18 protein-coding genes are annotated in these 20851 nt (G+C 37.2%); 14 read left to right on the top strand and 4 right to left on the bottom strand.

Translation table 11 applies throughout. The features are described 5' to 3' along the window. Positions 1-2 precede the first annotated feature (2 nt). The 3 genes from A6B43_RS06825 to A6B43_RS06815 are packed head-to-tail and all read right to left on the bottom strand — an operon-like array spanning position 3 to position 3768. On the bottom strand, positions 3-200 hold the full coding sequence (locus tag A6B43_RS06825; protein ID WP_124210233.1) for a YnbE family lipoprotein: 198 nt from the start codon (positions 198-200) through the stop codon (positions 3-5). Beyond that, positions 197-2917: a YdbH family protein gene (locus A6B43_RS06820; RefSeq protein ID WP_237306871.1), complete on the bottom strand. Its 2721-nt coding sequence runs from the start codon at positions 2915-2917 to the stop codon at positions 197-199. The genes A6B43_RS06825 and A6B43_RS06820 overlap by 4 nt, the downstream gene beginning before the upstream one ends. 32 nt (positions 2918-2949) lie before the next feature. Beyond that, positions 2950-3768: a hypothetical protein gene (locus A6B43_RS06815; RefSeq protein WP_124210232.1), complete on the bottom strand. Its 819-nt coding sequence runs from the start codon at positions 3766-3768 to the stop codon at positions 2950-2952. Positions 3769-3851: 83 nt separating this feature from the next. Here A6B43_RS06815 and gloA point away from each other — a divergent pair, with 83 nt between their 5' ends. The 12 genes from gloA (at position 3852) to A6B43_RS06755 (ending at position 16689) form a co-directional block, all read left to right on the top strand. Next, a complete protein-coding gene (gloA, locus tag A6B43_RS06810) occupies positions 3852-4256 on the top strand; it encodes a lactoylglutathione lyase (RefSeq protein ID WP_124210231.1) in 405 nt (134 codons plus the stop codon). A gap of 132 nt (positions 4257-4388) precedes the next feature. Further along, a complete protein-coding gene (locus tag A6B43_RS06805) occupies positions 4389-5675 on the top strand; it encodes an NAD(P)/FAD-dependent oxidoreductase (protein WP_124210230.1) in 1287 nt (428 codons plus the stop codon). A 133-nt stretch (positions 5676-5808) separates the two neighbouring features. Continuing rightward, positions 5809-6465 carry a ribonuclease T gene (gene rnt / locus A6B43_RS06800; protein ID WP_124210229.1) on the top strand — a complete coding sequence of 219 codons (657 nt, stop codon included), beginning with the start codon at positions 5809-5811 and terminating at the stop codon, positions 6463-6465. A 212-nt stretch (positions 6466-6677) separates the two neighbouring features. Beyond that, on the top strand, positions 6678-7790 hold the full coding sequence (gene potA, locus A6B43_RS06795) for a spermidine/putrescine ABC transporter ATP-binding protein PotA (RefSeq protein WP_124210228.1): 1113 nt from the start codon (positions 6678-6680) through the stop codon (positions 7788-7790). Beyond that, the gene (gene potB, locus A6B43_RS06790) at positions 7777-8637 is read left to right on the top strand and encodes a spermidine/putrescine ABC transporter permease PotB (RefSeq protein WP_124210227.1); all 861 of its coding nucleotides are present in this window, start codon (positions 7777-7779) and stop codon (positions 8635-8637) included. Before potA ends, potB begins: the two co-directional genes overlap by 14 nt. Further along, entirely contained in the window at positions 8637-9404 is a 768-nt protein-coding gene (gene potC / locus A6B43_RS06785; protein WP_124210226.1) for a spermidine/putrescine ABC transporter permease PotC, read from the top strand. The genes potB and potC overlap by 1 nt, the downstream gene beginning before the upstream one ends. 206 nt (positions 9405-9610) lie before the next feature. Then, on the top strand, positions 9611-10216 hold the full coding sequence (gene ruvA, locus A6B43_RS06780; RefSeq protein ID WP_124210225.1) for a Holliday junction branch migration protein RuvA: 606 nt from the start codon (positions 9611-9613) through the stop codon (positions 10214-10216). Beyond that, positions 10213-11217, top strand: coding sequence for a Holliday junction branch migration DNA helicase RuvB (gene ruvB / locus A6B43_RS06775; RefSeq protein ID WP_124210224.1), 1005 nt, complete (start codon positions 10213-10215; stop codon positions 11215-11217). Before ruvA ends, ruvB begins: the two co-directional genes overlap by 4 nt. 283 nt (positions 11218-11500) lie before the next feature. Next, on the top strand, positions 11501-13135 hold the full coding sequence (locus tag A6B43_RS06770; protein WP_124210223.1) for an ABC transporter substrate-binding protein: 1635 nt from the start codon (positions 11501-11503) through the stop codon (positions 13133-13135). Positions 13136-13226: 91 nt separating this feature from the next. Continuing rightward, positions 13227-14150, top strand: coding sequence for an oligopeptide ABC transporter permease OppB (oppB, locus tag A6B43_RS06765; protein WP_124210222.1), 924 nt, complete (start codon positions 13227-13229; stop codon positions 14148-14150). A 55-nt stretch (positions 14151-14205) separates the two neighbouring features. Then, positions 14206-15081, top strand: coding sequence for an oligopeptide ABC transporter permease OppC (gene oppC / locus A6B43_RS06760; RefSeq protein WP_124210995.1), 876 nt, complete (start codon positions 14206-14208; stop codon positions 15079-15081). Between the two features lie 12 nt (positions 15082-15093). Then, positions 15094-16689, top strand: a complete 1596-nt coding sequence (locus tag A6B43_RS06755; protein ID WP_124210221.1) for an ABC transporter ATP-binding protein — start codon at positions 15094-15096, stop codon at positions 16687-16689. Positions 16690-16832: 143 nt separating this feature from the next. Here the strand turns inward: A6B43_RS06755 and A6B43_RS06750 are convergent, their stop codons facing one another. After that, positions 16833-17882 (bottom strand): TrmH family RNA methyltransferase, encoded by a 1050-nt coding sequence (locus A6B43_RS06750; protein ID WP_124210220.1) that lies wholly within the window; start codon positions 17880-17882, stop codon positions 16833-16835. A 152-nt stretch (positions 17883-18034) separates the two neighbouring features. On the opposite strand from A6B43_RS06750, the gene suhB reads away from it, so the two are divergent. After that, positions 18035-18847 (top strand): inositol-1-monophosphatase, encoded by an 813-nt coding sequence (gene suhB / locus A6B43_RS06745; RefSeq protein WP_124210219.1) that lies wholly within the window; start codon positions 18035-18037, stop codon positions 18845-18847. A 116-nt stretch (positions 18848-18963) separates the two neighbouring features. Further along, entirely contained in the window at positions 18964-20817 is a 1854-nt protein-coding gene (dxs, locus tag A6B43_RS06740) for a 1-deoxy-D-xylulose-5-phosphate synthase (protein ID WP_124210218.1), read from the top strand. The last annotated feature ends 34 nt before the right edge of the window (positions 20818-20851 follow it).

Here is a 20851-nt window from a genome sequence, read left to right as displayed (position 1 = left end):
GGTTACTTTTTACTCTTATCAATATTTTTAATAATCGCCCGAGATTGTTTATCCATTGATACTTCAATTTTATGATCTACCACCACATTCATATTGATCGTAATCCCTTCTTTAGGCGTTTCAAGCTGAATTTTAGGGGTACAAGCGGTGAGATTGAAGCACAACATTACGCTCCACAATAATATTATTTTCTGTATCATCGATTATCCAATTTTTGATAAATAGAATGCTCAATATTTTGTTCAAATTGTGAACCATAATTGATCAACTGCCACAAATCAAACAAATTTTCTTGGTGATTATAGTTCAAATTAATCTTTGCATTTTGATGTTCAGATAAGGCTAATTTCAAAGCGGATTTTAACCGCATCTGCCCTAAAGAATTTAACTGAATTTGTCCGTTTAGTTCCTCAATTTGACTATCATTGACCAAATAAGTCAGTAACTGTTCGGTATAACCACTTTTCTTCATCGCATTTAATAAGTCAGGGGTAAATTTTAGGGAGGAACTACCCGCTTGTGTAAAACTTCCGCCACAAATATAACACGGCTGACCACTCAGCCAAAACGGTAAATTAGCCTGCATTTTACCTGTAAGAGAAAGATGATGATACTGCGCTAAAGCTAATAATTGTTCAAATTGAATATCACGCAATTTAAGATAAGCAACTTGCCGTTGAGGCAAGGCAAAACGTTCAATATTCAATGAACCACCCAATAAATTAAAAGAGAGCTGTCGTAACAATAATGGGCGATTTTTAGTATAAGGATAATGTCCCTGCAATTTCAATTTTGCATTTGTTATCGGCAGTCCCACATTAATTTCTGCTATTTGTACATCAAGGGCTTGTTTAACTCCAATATCTATTTCATTATTTTGAAGCCGATAAGGCAGAGAAAACTCAATCCCCTTTAACTCCCCGCTTGGAAAAGAAATAGCTCCCTGCTGAATTGAAAAATGTCCGCCTGCCACAAACCCTGTTTTACTATTAGCACTAAATGCTGTTTCTCCCCTAATTTTGCCGTGAGTAATCACCCAATTTGAGCGAAATGGAAGCAATGATTGGAAAACATTAGCAGGTTGCTCACTCCAATAAAGTCGTCCTACAATACTACTATCTCTTTCCGATAATTGTCTGCGAGCAAACAACCGAATAGGTCCTAATGTACCCGCTGTAACTTCGCCTTTAAAATTGAGATTTTCCAACTCTCCATTAACATTAAGTCGTGCCGTAGGTTGCTCTAGCGTCCCACCATAACTAAATTCTGTTTTCGGAGCTGAGAGTTTTACTCCCCCTGTTAATCGCCATTTTTCGTAGGCAAACGTAATCGGCTCAAGCAAACTTAGTTCAAGTTTTGGAATTTTAATGCTCTCCCGCTGAATGTTATCTAATTTGCCATAAAGTTCTGAAAGCTGAACGACTTTTCCGTGCCAATTCCCTCGTCCAGTAAGTGAAAGCAGGCTTTTAGCAATTGCTAAACGGCTATTTCCCCAGAATTTCCATTGCCAACGATCGTTTATGCCCGTTTCTTGTTGAGCATCTGAAAAAAAAGTTAATGCCCCTGCTTTAAAATTTTTAGCATACCCATCTAAATGTAATTCTATTTGTTTAAAATCGGGACTTTCACCTCTAAAAATTGCCTGCAATCTGCCGTTAATTCCTTGCTTATTTACTCGGATACCCGCCAATGGAAAACGTAGATCTTGGATATCTAAAAAACGTTCTTTGCCCGTTACTCGTAAAAGAGCAGATGAAAGAAACCGTAGGGTTGGATCGTGATAACTACCACTAATACTCAATGGCACGGCGCTATATAAAATAAAATTACCTTGCTTGATATTACCGTGAATATTTACGGGTAAGCTAAAATTAGCTGCCTGCCATTCCCCTTCTGGACTGTTAATTACTACATTACCTTTGCCTTTTTTATTCTCAGAAAGCAAACTCAAACGAATTGCAGTTTTAATTGGAAATAAGTTTTGCCAATCAAACTGCTGAGGGGTTATTTTGCTCGTGATAAAACCTCGCAATGCGAGATTTTCACTTAATGCCCAATCAAACTTTCCTTGCTCAATTACAATACTGTTTTTATCAATAGTAAATGGGAAGGTTAATTGATGATCGGGTAAGACCTGTGATTGTAGCTGCCACTGACCCACTCTCTGATCATTCAATCTTTGCCACGTTAAGATTGAATGCCCCTGTTGTAATGCAAGATCAGGAGAAAGTTCTGTTGGCAAATGCCATTGATATTCTGCGATTAAATTTTCGGGTAACTGTAATAAATTTTCAGGTAATTGTGTATTCAATGTGAATTTATGAGTTTCCTGCTTACTTGGACGATATGCTATTTCGCCAGCCAGTTGTCGCCCCGTTAAAGTCAATTCAATTTTTACCTGATTTTGTGCAAGATAAGCGGTCAGATTTTCACTATTTTTTGCAATATGGATTTCACTTGGACTAGCTAATAACTGAGAAATTCTTGCGGGAAGATTCTCTGGTAAATTTACCCAAGCTAATTGTTTAATATCGATATATCCATTAGGTAGTAATGCTATTATCGATTTAATTTGTTCAGGCCCAAAGGTTGAAGACTGTTCATTTTTTGGAAATTTATCGAAACAAGTGTAATCTAACGTGGCTTGTTGTAATGAAAGGTTCGGTATCTCTGCCCATTGGATTTTAAAGCCATCAGCACGAAGTAACGGACAGCCTTGATAAGTAAGTGAAAAATGCGGTAACTGTGCCTTTTCCCAGCTACTGACTAGGGGGTGAGGAATATCTATTCGCCACGCATTCGGTAAAACCCAATTTATCGTAGTTGCAAGCTGTCCACTACTGAATAAAGCTACGGTGCTTGCTATTAGCATTGCAAACACCGCAGTTAAAATGAATATTATTCGGCGAACCATCATTACTTTCTCGCTATATCGGTATAGCTTGTAATTTACAACACGATATTAGTTAGAGGGTATAACATCGCTAAACCTGTTGCGAGTGTCCAAGCTGTTGGGTTCTTAATATTTTTGCCTAATAATAACCAAGCTAACGCCATAAAAATCATAAATTGTACAGCAAAGAAGATAAAAAATGGATAAAGAGGAGTTTCTGGCATTAAATGTAAATATTGATACATCATAAATGCCACCCAAAGGTAATTCAGTATCAAAGTTCCCAATGCTAGCAATACTAATAATTTTAAAAAGCCTTCTAACCGACTTTTAGCTAATACGAGATACCATCCAGCTAACAAAATCCCCAATAATAATTGAGCAAAATTATTCGCACGAAGACCATTAAATAACGAAGGCAATTCATACCAATAGATCAATAAATATTGGAAAACCGCAATGCCCGCCATTGCTAATCCACAGTAAATAAAAATATTTTTAAATTGTTCATCTTCTGGTAATTTCCATAATAAAAATGGCAATACCACTGATACCGTCATAATCAGTAATGCGGGAGTATGCTTTGGTGTAAAGCCTAGACTATAAGCTGTATTACCTAATGAAAATAGCACTAACCAAGGTAAAATTGTAACTAATCTCCCTCGTTGCCCTGGGCAAATATCCCCTTTCCATAGCACAATTAAACTAAGAATAATGGTAACTAAAAAGGCTAACAAATAAGGTGAGATAAAAATCGAATTTTTAGGTGCTGCATTGTAATTAAGCCACATTTGAATAAACAGCATTAAACACAATGGTAAAATAGTGAAAGTGATAATTTCCAATTTAGAATTAGATTGTTGATGATCTGACATAAACTAAACTTACTAAAAGTGACTTTATAACGTGATTATGCCATACTATTAGCTCATTTTTCTAATAATTAAGAGGATTCATTATGAGAATTTTACATACTATGTTACGTGTTGGAAATTTAGAACGTTCAATTAAATTCTATACTGATATTTTAGGTATGCAGTTATTACGAATGACAGAAAATGAACAGTACAAATATACTTTAGCTTTTTTAGGTTATGGTGATGAAAGTGAGGGTGCAGTACTAGAGCTTACTTATAACTGGGGTGTTGAACAATACGAACTAGGTACAGGTTACGGGCATATTGCTATTGGAGTTGACGATATTTATGCAACAGTTGAAGCTGTTCGCAATGCGGGCGGAAAAGTTACCCGTGAAGCTGGAGCCGTATTAGGTGGCAAAACGGTTATTGCTTTTGTAGAAGATCCTGATGGCTATAAAATTGAATTTATCGAAAATAAAGATGCACAAAAAGCCCTAGGCTAACAAATTAAATAGCAAGCGGTCAGTTTTAGCTATTTTTTACATTGCCTATTTGATCAATATCTAAAATGCAAATAGGCTTTGAGTAAGAAATTTCTAAAATTATACGCATCATTATTGTTATGAGGAATTAAAATGGACAATATCGTAATTGTCGGTGGTGGTGCAGGTGGTTTAGAGCTTGCTACATTTTTAGGCAATAAATTAGGTCGTAGAGGGAAAGCCAAAATCATTTTAGTTGATCGCAACCCATCTCATTTATGGAAGCCTCTCTTACACGAAGTTGCGACTGGCTCTCTTGATGATGGCACAGACGCATTAAGCTATCGTGCTCACGCTGCATTACATAATTTTGAATTTCAGCAAGGTTCAATTACGGGGCTAAATCGATCTCAAAAAACTATTACACTTGCCCCAATTTATAATGACAATAACGAATTATTAGTTGCCGAACGGCATATTAGCTACGATAAATTAGTAGTAGCAATCGGAAGTAAATCTAATGATTTCGGTATCTCAGGCGTAGCTTCACACTGCATTTTCTTAGACAGCGCTGAACAAGCCAAACATTTTCATCAACGTATGATGGAACTCTTTTTAAAATTTTCCAATAATAACGAAAAAGAGGTACACATTGCCATTGTAGGTGGAGGGGCAACAGGGGTAGAGCTGTCTGCAGAATTATACAATGCCGTTAAACATCTCAATGAATATGGTTTTGGTAAATTAAATAATACTAGCTTGAAAGTAACCTTAATTGAAGCAGGTAATCGTATTTTACCAGCTTTATCCGAACGAGTTTCAACAGCTGCCATTCAAGAATTACGCTCGCTAGGTGTTGATGTCCGAACCAATACCACTATTGTTGAAGCCAAAGAAGGAACTTTAATTACAAAAGAAGGTGAAACGATTTCAGCAAATTTATTAGTTTGGGCAGCAGGTATTCGTGTATCCGATATTACCGAACAATTTGATGGCTTAGAAACTAACCGACTACACCAACTTGTTATTAAAGATACTCTACAAACCACGCAAGACGATAATATATTCGTAATCGGCGATTGTGCGGCTTTGTTACAAAAAAACGGCAAATTTGTACCACCAAGAGCACAAGCTGCTCACCAAATGGCAAGCTGTTGTGGCTATAATCTAATCGCATTACATAACAATAAACCTCTTAAACATTTTGTGTTTAATGATAAAGGATCATTAGTATCTTTCTCACGCTTTGGTACAGTAGGAAGTTTAATGGGTAATCTCACTAAAGGCTCAATGTTTATTGAAGGACGTATTGCACGCCTTGCCTATCTTTCTCTTTATCGAATGCACCAAGCGGCATTACACGGTTGTTTTAAAACGACATTGATTGTATTGGTTGGCAAAATTAATCGTTTCTTACGTCCGTCTTTAAAACTGCACTAATTACAAGATTGCAGAGATATTCGTTTTTAACCCATATTTATGCCATAATATCAGCCCTTAATTTATTTCTAAGGGCTGATTTTTTTGCAAATTTTATCACTAACCAACCGCTTGTATAATTTTAATATTCCAAATGACAACTGAAACCGAAAATACACAACCCAATTATAATTTACTAAAAAATAGATTTCGTGGCTATTTACCCGTCGTAATTGATGTAGAAACGGCAGGACTAAATGCCCAAACCGATGCCCTACTCGAAATTGCTGCAATTACCTTAAAAATGGACGAAAACGGCGATCTTCAACAAGATCAGCAATTTCATAGCCATATCAAACCTTTTGATGGTGCAAATATCAATCCTGAATCGCTTAAGTTTAATGGCATTGATATTGATAATCCGCTACGAGGAGCAGTACCAGAAGAAATTGCCATCATTGAAATGTTTAAAATGGTGCGCAAAGCTATTAAAGATAACGATTGCCAACGAGCTGTTATCGTAGCTCATAACGCTACGTTTGATCAGGCATTTCTACAAGCTGCGGTAAAACGTATCAATGCCAAAAGAGATCCATTTCACCCTTTTGCAATGTTTGATACCGCAACACTTGCAGGCTTTATGTACGGGCAAACTGTGCTAATCAAAGCCTGTCAAATAGCGCATATTCCCTTTGACGGTAAACAGGCCCATTCTGCTTTGTACGATACTGAGCGTACCGCAGAGCTTTTTTGCACAATGGTAAACCGCTTAAAAAATCTAGGTGGATTTCCACCTCATAACACACAATAAAGCCTTATTCTTACAAGCGGTAACTTTCCACAGAAATTCACCGCTTTTTCTATAAACAATTTACGTAAATCGTAAATTTTCCCTTTCATTCCCTGTCTATTCGCTATATTATGCAACACTTATAAAAGCGTATTCATTACGCATGTCGAGCTGAATTTTATTCAGATTTTTTGCCTTTTCTCAACAATACCCTAGGGGGAAAACAAAAATAAATGGAAAAGTTAGATCAAAAACCAATTATTGAACTTCGTTCTATAACAAAAAGTTATGGTGATAAAACAATTATTGATAACTTAGATCTTACAATCAATGATGGTGAATTTTTAACAATTTTAGGTCCATCTGGTTGTGGTAAAACAACGGTTTTACGTTTAATTGCAGGTTTTGAAGAATTAACTGCAGGTACGATTATGCTAGATGGGCAAGATGTAACGACAACATCTGCTGAATACCGTCCCGTCAATACTGTGTTCCAAAGTTATGCACTTTTCCCCCATATGACTATTTTTGAAAACGTCGCCTTTGGTCTGCGTATGCAAAAAGTGCCTGAAGCTGAAATCAAACCTCGTGTTATGGACGCTTTGCGTATGGTTCGCTTAGAAGAAATGGCAAGCCGAAAACCCTCTCAGCTATCAGGCGGTCAGCAACAACGTATTGCTATTGCCCGTGCAGTGGTAAATAAACCTAAAGTATTATTACTTGATGAATCTCTTTCTGCCCTTGATTACAAATTGCGTAAAGAAATGCAAAATGAGCTGAAAGCATTGCAACGTCAATTAGGCATTACTTTTATTTTTGTAACTCACGATCAAGAAGAAGCATTAACAATGTCTGATCGTATTATTGTTATGAATAAAGGTAAAATTGAGCAAGACGGAACACCTCGTGAAATTTATGAAGATCCGAAAAATCTATTTGTCGCTCATTTTATTGGCGAGATCAATGTATTTGACGCAACTATTATTGAACGTGTAAGCGAAAAAACCGTTAAAGCAAATGTAGAAGGTAGAATTTGTGAAATTTACACTGATATTCCTGTTCATCCAAATGACAAACTCAAAGTATTGTTACGCCCTGAAGATATTGTAATTGAAGAACTTGATGAAAACGAAGGTTCAAAAGCAATTATCGGACACGTTATCGATCGTAACTATAAAGGAATGACACTAGAATCCAGCATTGTACTCGATCATAACGGGATGAAAGTATTAGTCAGTGAGTTCTTTAATGAAGATGATCCAAATATTGATCACTCTATCGGTCAAAAAGTCGCTTTAACATGGCACGAAGGCTGGGAGGTTGTAATTAACGATGAAGGTAACTAATAATAAATTCCAAACAGTTACTGTTGGTATTATTTTCGGTTGGCTGATTTTCTTCGTACTCATTCCGAATTTATTAGTGCTGTTTACCAGTTTTATGACAAAAGACAGCAGTAACTTACTTGAACTCAGTTTTTCACTTGATGGCTATGCACGATTAATTGATCCACTTTACTCACAAGTATTATGGAACTCTCTCTATATGGCAGGTATCGCTACGATTATCTGCTTAATTATCGGCTATCCATTTGCATTTATGATCGCAAAATTACCTGAGAAATATCGTTCACTCTTGCTATTTTTAGTTGTTTTACCATTTTGGACAAACTCTCTCATCCGTATTTATGGAATGAAAATTTTTCTCGGTGTGAAAGGTGTACTCAATGAAGCACTAATGTCTATTGGCTTAATAGACAGTCCTATTCGGATTTTAAATACCGAAGTTGCTGTTATTATTGGTTTGGTCTATATTTTACTGCCATTTATGATTTTACCTTTATACTCTTCCATTGAAAAACTTGATGGGCGTTTACTTGAAGCCGCAAGAGATCTCGGTGCAAATACGTTTCAACGTTTTATTAAAGTAATTATTCCACTCACAATGCCAGGAATTGTAGCGGGTTGCCTACTTGTTCTATTGCCTGCAATGGGTATGTTTTATGTAGCAGATCTACTTGGTGGGGCAAAAGTACTGCTAGTTGGTAATATTATAAAAAGCGAATTCTTAGTTACTCGTAACTGGCCATTTGGTGCGGCGATTAGTATTGCACTGACTATTTTAATGGCACTAATGATCTATGTTTACTACCGTGCGAATAAGCTAATGAATAAGAAAGTGGAGTTAGAATAATGAGACGCGTATTTAACAGTTTATTTATGTTTTTAGTGTACGCCTATCTGTACATTCCCATTATTATTTTAGTAGTAAACTCATTTAATGCCGACCGTTACGGTTTATCGTGGAAAGGATTCAGTTTTAACTGGTATGAGCGTCTATTAAATAATGACACCCTAATACAAGCAGCAATGAACTCTGTAAGCATTGCGTTTTTTGCGGCAACACTTTCTACAATCATTGGGACATTAACCTCTATTGCTCTGTATCGCTACCAATTTCGTGGAAAACAAATGGTAGGTGGAATGCTATTTGTGGTAATGATGTCGCCTGATATTGTAATGGCAGTATCACTGTTAGCCCTTTTTATGTTAGTGGGAATGTCATTAGGCTTTTGGTCTCTACTTTTTGCTCATATTACGTTCTGCTTACCTTATGTGGTGATTACCGTTTCATCTCGCTTAAAAGATTTTGACGGAAAAATGCTTGAAGCAGCTAAAGATCTTGGAGCCAGTGAATTTACAATTTTACGTAAAATCCTCTTACCACTATTATTGCCTGCTATAATCTCAGGTTGGTTGCTTAGCTTCACCATTTCACTTGATGACGTGGTTGTATCTTCATTTGTTACCAGTGCAAGCTATGAAGTATTACCGCTGAAAATTTTCTCATTAGTGAAAACAGGTGTAACACCAGAAGTTAATGCCTTAGCAACGTTAATGATTATTTTCTCACTCACTCTCGTGATATTAAGCCAAATTATCACTCGCAAGAAACATTAATCATTCCCAAACAGCCCGCCATAAATAGCGGGTTGTTTTTTAATACAACACGCCGTAAATTTCCACTTTTAGTTGCTTTCTACTTATTTTCTTAATAATTCAATATAATTCAATTAACAAAATTTCTATAAAATCTAACCGCTTGATCTGTTATTTTATCCAGTTTTCCGTTATGCTAACTACTTTTCATCAGCATAGAAATTACAATGATCGGACGACTTCACGGAACTATTCTCGAAAAATCACCACCTGAAATGGTGCTTGATGTACAAGGCGTTGGTTACGAAATACTATTACCAATGACCAGTTTTTACGACCTCCCCGCCGTAAACGAACAAACAACAATTTTTACACATCTTGTTGTGCGAGAAGATGCCCATCTACTTTTTGGATTTTCTCAAAAACAAGATAGAACCCTTTTTCGTGAACTCATTAAAACTAATGGTGTTGGGCCAAAACTTGCTCTGGCTATTTTGTCAGCAATGTCTGTTGCACAATTTGCAACGGCAGTGGAACAAGAAGATCTCTCAAAACTTATTAAAATTCCAGGCGTCGGGCGTAAAACTGCCGAACGTTTATTAGTTGAGCTAAAAGGGAAATTCAAAGGCATTGCACAAAGTGATTTCTTTCAGGAACAGCCTATCAACCAAATTATTGCAACCGATACGATTGAACCTGCCGATGAAGCCCGTGAGGTACTCATTGCCTTAGGTTATAAACCTGCAGATGCTGAAAAAATGATTAAGAAAGTAAATAAAACAGGTGTAACAAGCGAACAGTTAATTCGTGAAGCCTTGAAAAATGCATTATGATAGAAGCCGATAGAATTATTAGCACAGTTCCAAAACGGGAAGATGAAGTTATTGACCGAGCAATCCGCCCCAAAATGCTGGCAGATTATGTCGGACAACCATCTGTTTGTGAGCAGATGGAAATATTCATTAAAGCATCAAAATTACGCAACGACGCACTTGATCACTTGCTAATTTTTGGACCACCGGGGTTGGGGAAAACCACGCTAGCAAACATTGTCGCAAATGAGATGGGTGTAAATATTCGTACGACATCAGGACCTGTTCTTGAAAAAGCAGGAGATTTAGCCGCAATGCTGACTAACTTAGAACCTTATGATGTGCTATTTATTGATGAAATCCACCGCTTGTCCCCTGCGATTGAAGAAGTTTTATACCCAGCAATGGAAGATTACCAATTAGATATTATGATCGGTGAAGGTCCTGCTGCTCGCTCAATTAAATTAGATTTACCCCCCTTCACATTAGTTGGTGCAACGACACGAGCAGGCTCACTCACTTCTCCATTACGAGATCGTTTTGGCATTGTCCAACGCTTGGAATTTTATTCCGTTGATGACCTCACCTCTATCGTTAAACGCAGTGCCGACTGCTTAAATTTAAACCTAGCTTTTGACGGTGCTTATGAAATTGCTCGCCGTTCTCGTGGTACACCTCGTATTGCCAACCGCTTATTACGTCGTGTAAGGGACTTTGCTGATGTTCGCAATAATGGCATTATTTCATCAGAGATTGCCAAACAAGCATTGACAATGCTAGATGTTGACCCTGAAGGTTTTGATTTTATGGATAGAAAATTACTCTCAGCAGTAATCGAACGCTTTGATGGTGGACCTGTCGGCTTAGATAACCTTGCAGCGGCTATTGGCGAAGAACGAGATACCATTGAAGATGTATTAGAACCTTATTTAATTCAGCAAGGCTTTTTACAACGTACTCCCCGTGGTCGGATTGCTACTTCTCGAACTTATACCCATTTTGGCTTAGTAAAAACCACATAATAAGCGGTCAGTTTTCATATTTTTTTGCATCGTAGGCATTATTTTTTTGATAATGCCTTCTTTTCTAATACATCTTTATTTTTTCCATACGATTAAATCACAGTAATAAACATTGCTATCTTCCTCCTATTAAGGGCAAATTCCATTCAAATTAACAAAAATTAGTGAACTTTCTCACAGAATATAAAATTACTTTGCTTTAATTTATATAAAAAACTTTACAGAATCATACTTTTCCGCTAATAATCGTAAAAATAACTAAAATTCTAACTAGGAGAAGTTTATGCAAACGAAATTCATTCACTCACTACTGGCTTCAGCAATTACACTGGGATTATCCATCTCCACTTTTGCGGCAAAAATCCCCGAAGGCACTCAGCTTGCAGAAAAACAAGAAATTGTTATCAATAACGGAACTGAGCCACAAAGCCTTGACCCACAAAAAAGTGAAGGCGTACCTGAAGCCCAAATTTCATACCAACTATTTGAAGGGCTGGTTACCCAAGATGAAGACGGAAAGATTATTCCTGGCGTTGCCCTTTCTTGGGAAAGCACACCTGATTTTAAACAATGGACATTTAAACTACGTCCAGAAGCCAAATGGTCTAATGGTGAACCTGTTACGGCTGAAGATTTTGTCTTTGCCTACCAACGGTTAGTTGATCCAAAAACCGCCGCGCCATATTCAAGCTATATGACTTATATGAAAGTTGAAAATGCTCAAGACATTATTAATGGTAAGAAAAAACCTGAAGAGCTTGGGGTAAAAGCACTTGATGCGCATACTTTACAGCTTACTTTAACCGATCCTGTTCCTTATTTAATTGGAATGACTTCACACCATTCCACCCTACCGATACCAAAATCAGTAGTTGAAAAATTTGGTGATGCGTGGGTAAAAGAAGAAAATCTTGTCGGTAACGGTGCTTATCGTTTAACTAAACACGTTATCAATGAAAAAATTGAGTTTGAGCGTAGCCCAACCTATTGGAACAACAAAGAAACAGCGATCAATAAAGCCACATTCTTAGCCATTCCACTTGCTACCACCGATGTACAACGTTACCGTGCAGGTGAAATTGATATTACTAACTATGGTTTACCAACCGATAGTTTCCAAACCTTGAAAAAAGAAATCCCAAATGAAGTGTTTGTCGTCAGAACATTAGGGACTTACACCTACGAAATCAATAACAAAAAAGCACCTTTTGATAATATCAACATTCGTAAGGCATTAAACTTAGCCTTAGATCGCACTATTATTACAGATAAAGTATTAGCTCAAGGGCAAACCCCAACCTACATTTTTACCCCAACTTATATTGGGGAAGGTGCAGATATAAAACAACCTGCTTACTCCGAACAATCAATGGAAGAGCGTAATGCTCAAGCTATTAAATTACTAGAAGAAGCGGGATATAGCAAAGCAAATCCACTTAAATTTACGTTACTCTACAACACGAATGAGAACCATAAAAAAGCCGCTATTGCCGCAGCCTCAATTTGGAAGAAAAATACTAAAGGTTTAGTCGATGTTAAACTCGAAAATCAAGAGTGGAAAAGCTATCTCGATACTCGCCACCAAGGCAATTATGATATAGCTCGTGCAGGATGGAGTGCAGATTACAACCAAGCGACTACATTCTTAAATTATTTCTTATCAAATTCGAGCAATAATACCGCATTTTATAAGAACAAAGCCTATGACGATGCTCTAGCTACTTCATACCAAGCCACTGATGAAAAAGGCCGTATGGATGCCTATGCAAAAGCAGAGCAAGTGCTATCTGAAGACTATGCGATTGTGCCTGTTTATAACTATGTAAATACCCGTCTAGTTAAACCTTATGTGAAAGGTTATTCAGGTAAAGATCCGCAAGATAATATCTATCTAAGAAATCTTTATATTACAAAATAACTATTTTCAAGCGGTAGATTAGCTAAATTTTTTACAAGTTATATCAGCAATCTGACCGCTTGTTTCCACTTAGGGTATTAGAGAATTTACTATGTTAAAATTTATTATAAAAAGACTACTGGAAGCCATTCCAACCCTGTTTATTTTAATTACGTTTTCTTTCTTTTTAATGCGACTTGCACCTGGCAATCCCTTTACTTCTGAGAGAGCATATCCACCAGAAGTAATGGCGAATATTGAGGCCAAATACCATTTAAATGAACCGCTATATAAACAATATTTCATCTATTTAAAAGATCTTGCTCAAGGTGATTTTGGGCCTTCTTTTAAATATAAAGACCAAAGCGTAAATGATTTAATCGGCTCATCTTTTCCTGTTTCTTTCAAACTAGGTTCGATTGCATTTATTTTTGCCGTTATCATTGGCGTATTTGCTGGTACATTTGCTGCTTTAAAACAAAATAGCAAGTGGGATTACATCGTAATGTCCTTTGCTATGACTGGAGTTATCATACCAAGTTTTGTCTTTGCGCCGTTGCTCGTCCTCTTTTTTGCCATTTATCTAAAATGGCTACCCGCAGGGGGCTGGAATGGCGGACAGCTTTACTATATGGTTTTACCTGTTCTTTCTCTTACCATCGGTTATGTTGCAGGTATCGCTCGTATCACTCGTGGATCAATGATCGAAGTCCTACACTCTAATTTTATTCGTACCGCCAAAGCAAAGGGGCTACCAATGCGTAAAATTATTTTAAAACACGCATTACGCCCAGCTCTTTCTCCCGTTATTACTTATCTAGGACCAGCCTTCGTTGGCATTATTACAGGCTCTATTGTGATTGAAAGTGTATTTGGCTTACCAGGTATTGGGCAACTTTTTGTCAATGGTGCATTAAACCGTGATTATTCATTGGTGTTAAGTTTAACCATTTTAGTTGGATCATTAACCATTTTATTCAACGCTATCGTTGATATTTTGTATGCCGTGATCGATCCCAAAATTCGTTATTCATAAGGAGTGTGAAATGTTAGTTAATAATGAACAAAAGCAACAAACCGCACAAGATATTATGGAAAATGCCACTGAAATGAGCTTACAAGGGCGTAGCTTATGGCAAGATGCTCGTCGCCGTTTTTTCCGCAATAAAGCTGCTGTGGCAAGTTTAATCGTTTTATTTTTAGTCATTCTATTTATTACCTTTGCACCAATGATCGTGCCTTTTTCTTATGAAGATACAGACTGGAATATGATGAGTATTGCTCCTGATTTTGAATCTATGCACTATTTCGGTACTGATGCTTCTGGACGAGATTTACTTGTGCGTGTTGCCGTTGGTGGGAGAATCTCCTTAATGGTGGGAATTGCTGGAGCTTTAATTGCTGTCATTATTGGTACGATTTACGGTGCAATCTCTGGCTATCTTGGCGGAATTACGGATATGGTAATGATGCGTTTAATTGAAATATTAAGCTCTTTCCCATTTATGTTCTTCGTTATTTTACTGGTTACCTTTTTTGGTTCAAATATCCTATTGATTTTTATTGCTATTGGTATGATTGCTTGGCTGAATTTAGCCCGTATTGTGCGTGGTCAAACACTTAGTTTAAAAAATAAAGAATTTGTTGAAGCCGCTATTGTTTGTGGCGTACCACGTCGTCAGATTATCTGGAAACATATCATACCAAACGTCTTAGGGCTTGTGGTCGTTTATGCTTCCCTTGAAGTTCCATCTTTAATTCTATTTGAATCATTTTTAAGCTTTTTAGGGCTAGGCACGCAAGAACCAATGAGCAGTTGGGGTGCACTGTTAAGTGATGGTGCAGCACAAATGGAAAGCTCGCCGTGGCTACTTATTTTCCCTGCATTTTTCTTATGTTTAACTCTTTTCTGCTTTAACTTTATCGGTGATGGCTTGCGTGATGCGTTCGATCCCAAAGACAAATAGGAAACCGAAAATATGAAATTATTAGATGTCAATAATTTAAATGTTTACCTAAAAACTGATGAGCAAATCGTTCACGCTGTTCAAAATATCTCTTTTAATATTGAGAAAGGGCAAACCCTTGCGATTGTAGGTGAATCAGGATCAGGTAAATCTGTTACTTCAATGGCAATTATGCAATTACTGCCAAGTAACATCACAACTTACGGTGAAAATTCATCTATTTTATTCGAAAATAAAGAAATTCTATCCCTGAATGAAACACAATTAAGAGCATTACGGGGCGATCGCATTGCAATGATCTTCCAAGAGCCAATGACCTCTCTTAACCCATTTATGTCTATTGGAGAACAAGTTGCAGAAGCTGTCAGTACTCATAATCCGCAAATAGGCCAAAATGAAATTGAAAAATTAACATTAGAAATGTTAAAAAAGGTAAAAGTCCCTGATGCAGAAAAGAAAATGAAATGTTACCCACACGAATTTTCTGGCGGGCAATTACAACGAATTATGATTGCAATGGCAATTATCAACAAACCCGATCTTCTGATTGCCGATGAACCAACGACGGCTCTTGATGTTACTACCCAAGCAGAAATCTTAGATTTAATGCTTGAATTACAAAAAGAGATGGGAATGGCGATTATTTTAATTTCGCACGATTTACGCTTAGTTCATAAATACAGCGATTATGTCTGCGTAATGCAATATGGAAAAATTATTGAACGTGGTAACACCGATATTGTATTCAATAATCCGCAGCACCCTTACACTATTGAGCTATTAACGCCAATTCCAACCAATAACAAAACAGCCCCTACAGATGAAATCAGTAATATCATTGAAGCAGACAATATTTGTGTTGATTATATTTTAAAGCGTAATCTATTTGGCAAACCGAAAAAAATATTTAATGCCGTAAAAGAAATTTCATTACATCTGAAAGTAGGTGAAACATTAGGTATTGTGGGAGAATCAGGCTCTGGTAAATCGACTTTAGGTCGAGCCATTATGCAAATTTTATCCTATCAAGGAAGTTTAAAATTTCACCAAAAAGAGCTCAATAGACTCAGTAAAAATGAGCAAAAAGCACTTAAAAAAGATATGCAAATGGTTTTTCAAGATCCTTTTAATTCCCTTTCACCACGTTTAACCGTAGGAGAAATTATTGGTGAAGGACTTGCCGTGCATTATCCACAAATGAGTAAACAAGAGCGCCGCCAAAAAGTAATGAAAATGTTGGAGGAAGTAAATTTATCACCTGCAATGATCAACCGTTATCCTCACGAATTTTCTGGCGGGCAACGTCAGCGAATTGCAATTGCACGAGCAATCATTCTCGAGCCCAAATTTGTTTTGCTTGATGAACCAACTTCAGCTTTAGACCGATCAACCCAAATTACCGTTGTTGAGTTGCTGAATAATCTTCAAAAGAAATATGGACTAAGCTATATTTTTATCAGCCATGATCTTTCAGTAGTCAGAGCATTAAGTGATCGAGTAATGGTGATGAATAAAGGGCGTGTCGTAGAAAGCGGTAGTGTAAAACAGATTTTTGATAATCCACAAGATACTTATACAAAAAGGCTTATTCAAGCATCAAACGTCTAATTTCACTGAACTAATAAAAATAGCACGATTTTACATTCGTGCTATTTTTCCTTAAAACCGTTCACGCAGTTATTTCAACAAAATATTTGCAAAAAATTGGGCAATCTAACCGCTTACTTAGCTATAACTTATCTGAATTACACTTAAACAAGATGAGCCTGATACCACTGCGCTAATAAAATCCCTGCATTTACCGCAACGTTTAATCCACTATTTAATGGGTTCACAAAAGAGAGTTGAACTGTTGTGTCGTTCGGATATTCTACTTCATTTGCAATCACATCACTTAGCACAAATACAATTTTCGCAGTTAATGTTGTTTTAGCCAATGCTTTTGCTTGCTTTTGACGGGTTAAATGTACAATTTGATACCCTGCTTGGCGTAATTGAGTCAATGCAATTTGTTTATGTTTTGTTTCAAGTGGGTGAATAAATTCTAACCCGCCTTCAGCAACTCGTGCTGCACTGCTGGAATTAAGCAGATCACTATTTTCAACAATAATACCGTTCACACCATAAAATGCACAAGTACGCATAATTCCACCAATATTTTGAGCATTATTGACACCATCAAGCAATACCAGACAATCTCGCTGACGTTCAATTTGCAAATACCCCTCTAATGAGAATGGCGGTAATTTTTTTACTAACAAACAAATACCACCGTGATGTTCCGTGCCTGTAACCCGTTCCATCTCTTCACTATCTACAACGTGATACGCCTTTTTCTGCTCTGCCAAATAACTTAGCAACGTTCCTACTTTCTTTGCTCCTTCAACAGTTGCCCATAAACGAACAATCCCCTCAGGGCGTTTTTCGAATAAAGTATAACAGGCATTTTCACCATAGATTTTCATTTCTGTTGCTCGATTATGGCGAATTTTTTCAGGCGCTCGTGGTGAAAGTGGGCCAGTTTTTTTATCCAAAGAACGTCCGTTTTTTATGCTGATTTTTACTGTACCTTCTCTATTTACTTTTCTAGCTTCCGTTGGATAAACCTCGTTGCTTGGCTTAGTAACACGGCTATTACGTTCATTTCTATCCCTAGTATGCCCACCTTTTTCATCATAAGAACGGGCTGACAAGCGGTCTGATTTCGGATAATTTTTGCGTTCAACTTCTCGTTGAGATTTCTGATTTTTTTCTTCTACCGTCTTAAAACGAGGAGAGTTCATAGTAAATTTTTTGTTCATTATTATCTTGCTAAATTAATGATAAGAATAGCCTAAAGTATAACAGAGAGCCTATGGACGAGATAGGCTTTTTTCTATTAGCTATTCCCTTATCTGCCAACATTCTCTATAATCTATTTCTTTAAATATGTTCTTTAAAATCTGGTGGAATTATGAATCCAATGTTAAACATCGCTATTCGTGCAGCACGGAAAGCAGGCAGTATTATTGCAAAAGGCTACGAGCAAGCCTCTAAAGATACAGAAATCACTCAAAAAGGTATAAATGATTATGTTACCTCTGTTGATAAAGCCGCAGAGGCTGCGATTATTGACGTTATTCGCAAATCATACCCAGAACACGCTATTATTGGCGAAGAATCAGGCTTACTTGAAGGCGAAAATAACGATGTACAGTGGGTCATTGATCCACTTGATGGCACAGCTAATTTTATCAACCGTTTTCCACATTTTGCTGTTTCTATCGGTATTCGTGTAAATGGGCGTACTGAAGTTGGTGTCGTTTACGATCCAATTCGTAATGAACTATTCACCGCTGTTAGAGGTGAAGGTACAAAATTAAACGAGTTTCGCTTACGCATTGATAACGAACGCCGTGATTTAAATGGTGCAATTTTAGCTACTGGTTTCCCATTTAAAATGCCAAAACATCGCAACGCTCACTTAAATATGATTGAATCACTAATGAATAATGGGGTTGCAGATTTTCGTCGTACAGGTTCAGCAGCATTAGATTTATGCTATGTTGCTTCTAATCGTGTTAATGGCTTTTTTGAAATAGGCTTAAAACCTTGGGACTGTATTGCAGGCGATTTAATCGTGCGTGAAGCGGGTGGTTTAGTTACCAATTTTATGGGCGGAACAGATTATCTCCGTTCAGGTAATATCGTAGTGGGAAATGGACGATTAGTAAAAGAAATTTTAACTTGCATTCAACCTACATTAACGGAAGATTTAAAAATCTAACCTATAATAAAATACGTTTAAAACTCATAGAGGGGTTGAAAATCAATCCCTTTCATTTCCCTAATAGCTAAATTAGGGAAGATTTAAATTGCAATATGATCGATTAAGATAACGCTATGCAAAATACCTACCCTTTACTCACACAAATTAATTCACCCGAAGATTTACGTCTTTTACCCAAAGAGAAATTACAACCTTTGTGCGAGGAACTTCGTGCTTATTTATTAGAATCCGTGAGCCAAACAAGCGGTCATTTAGCATCAGGTCTTGGCGTAGTAGAGCTTACGATCGCCTTGCATTATGTTTATCATACCCCTTTTGACCAACTCATTTGGGACGTTGGTCATCAAGCTTACCCCCATAAAATTCTTACTGGTCGGCGTGATCAAATGCACACGATCCGCCAAAAAGATGGATTACACCCTTTTCCTTGGCGTGAAGAAAGTATTTACGATGTATTGAGCGTTGGACATTCCTCAACATCAATTAGTGCTGCACTGGGCATAGCTATTGCCGCAGAAAAAGAAAATGCGGGGCGAAAAACAGTCTGCGTTATCGGCGATGGTGCAATTACAGCAGGAATGGCATTTGAGGCCTTAAATCACGCAGGTTCACTACATAGTGATATGTTAGTTATATTAAATGATAACGAAATGTCTATTTCTGAAAATGTTGGAGCATTAAATAACCATCTAGCACGTGTACTCTCTGGCTCTTTATATAGTAGCTTACGGGAAGGTGGTAAGAAGTTACTCTCTGGGCTACCACCAATTAAAGAATTTGTACGTAAAACGGAAGAACACGTTAAAGGTTTCGTTTCACCAATGGGAACAATGTTTGAAACCCTTGGTTTTAACTATATTGGCCCTATTGATGGACACGATATTGAAGAACTTGTCGCCACCCTAAAAAATATGCGTCAATTATCAGGCCCACAATTTCTTCATATCAAAACTACAAAAGGTAAAGGATATTCCCCAGCAGAAAAAGATCCTATTGGTTTTCACGGTGTGCCGAAATTCGATTACACAAGCGGTAAGTTGCCAAAAGTAAAATCCCCACCAACCTATTCCAATATTTTTGGTGATTGGCTATGTGAAATCGCAGAACAAGACCCTAAAATTATCGGTATTACACCAGCAATGCGAGAAGGCTCTGGAATGGTGGAGTTTTCTAAACGTTTCCCAAACCAATATTTTGATGTTGCCATTGCAGAACAACACGCAGTAACCTTTGCTGCAGGACTTGCTATTAGTGGATATAAACCTGTTGTCGCAATTTACTCGAGTTTCCTACAACGTGCTTATGATCAACTTATTCACGATGTAGCAATTCAAAATCTCCCTGTTATTTTTGCGATTGATCGTGCTGGCATTGTTGGTGCAGACGGGCAAACACACCAAGGCGCATTTGATCTGAGTTTTATGCGTTGTATTCCAAATATAACAATTATGACGCCAAGTAATGAGAATGAAATGCGTCAAATGCTTTATACTGCCTATACAATGAATTCTCCTGTTGCCGTACGTTATCCTCGAGGTAATGCACAAGGTGTTGAATTAGAGCCTATGCGCCCACTGGAAATTGGTAAAGGCAAAATCATTCAACAAGGAGAAAAAGTTGCTATTCTCAATTTTGGAGCATTATTTAATGAAGCTAAACAGGTCGCCGATAAACACGGCTATACCCTTGTCGATATGCGTTTTGTTAAACCGATTGATAAAAACCTAATCAAACAGCTTGCTAATAATCACGATCTACTTGTTACACTAGAAGAAAATGCACTCCAAGGCGGAGCGGGCAGTGCGGTAAATGAATACCTACAAAAAATAGGACTCAACCAACCGCTTGTTATGTTAGGCATTCCTGATCTATTTGTTCCTCAATCAACCCAATCAGAGGCCTATTCTGATCTTGGACTAGATGCAAGAGGGATCGAACAAAGAATTCAGCAGTTTCTCTCTCAATAATACAAAAGGGGAATACAATTATTCCCCTAATTTA

Origin of the sequence: Vespertiliibacter pulmonis, from assembly GCF_013377275.1 — a bacterium.
Taxonomy (GTDB): Bacteria; Pseudomonadota; Gammaproteobacteria; order Enterobacterales; family Pasteurellaceae; genus Vespertiliibacter; species Vespertiliibacter pulmonis.
Note: the sequence above shows the minus strand (reverse complement) of the source record. Positions and strands in the feature narration are given on the sequence as shown.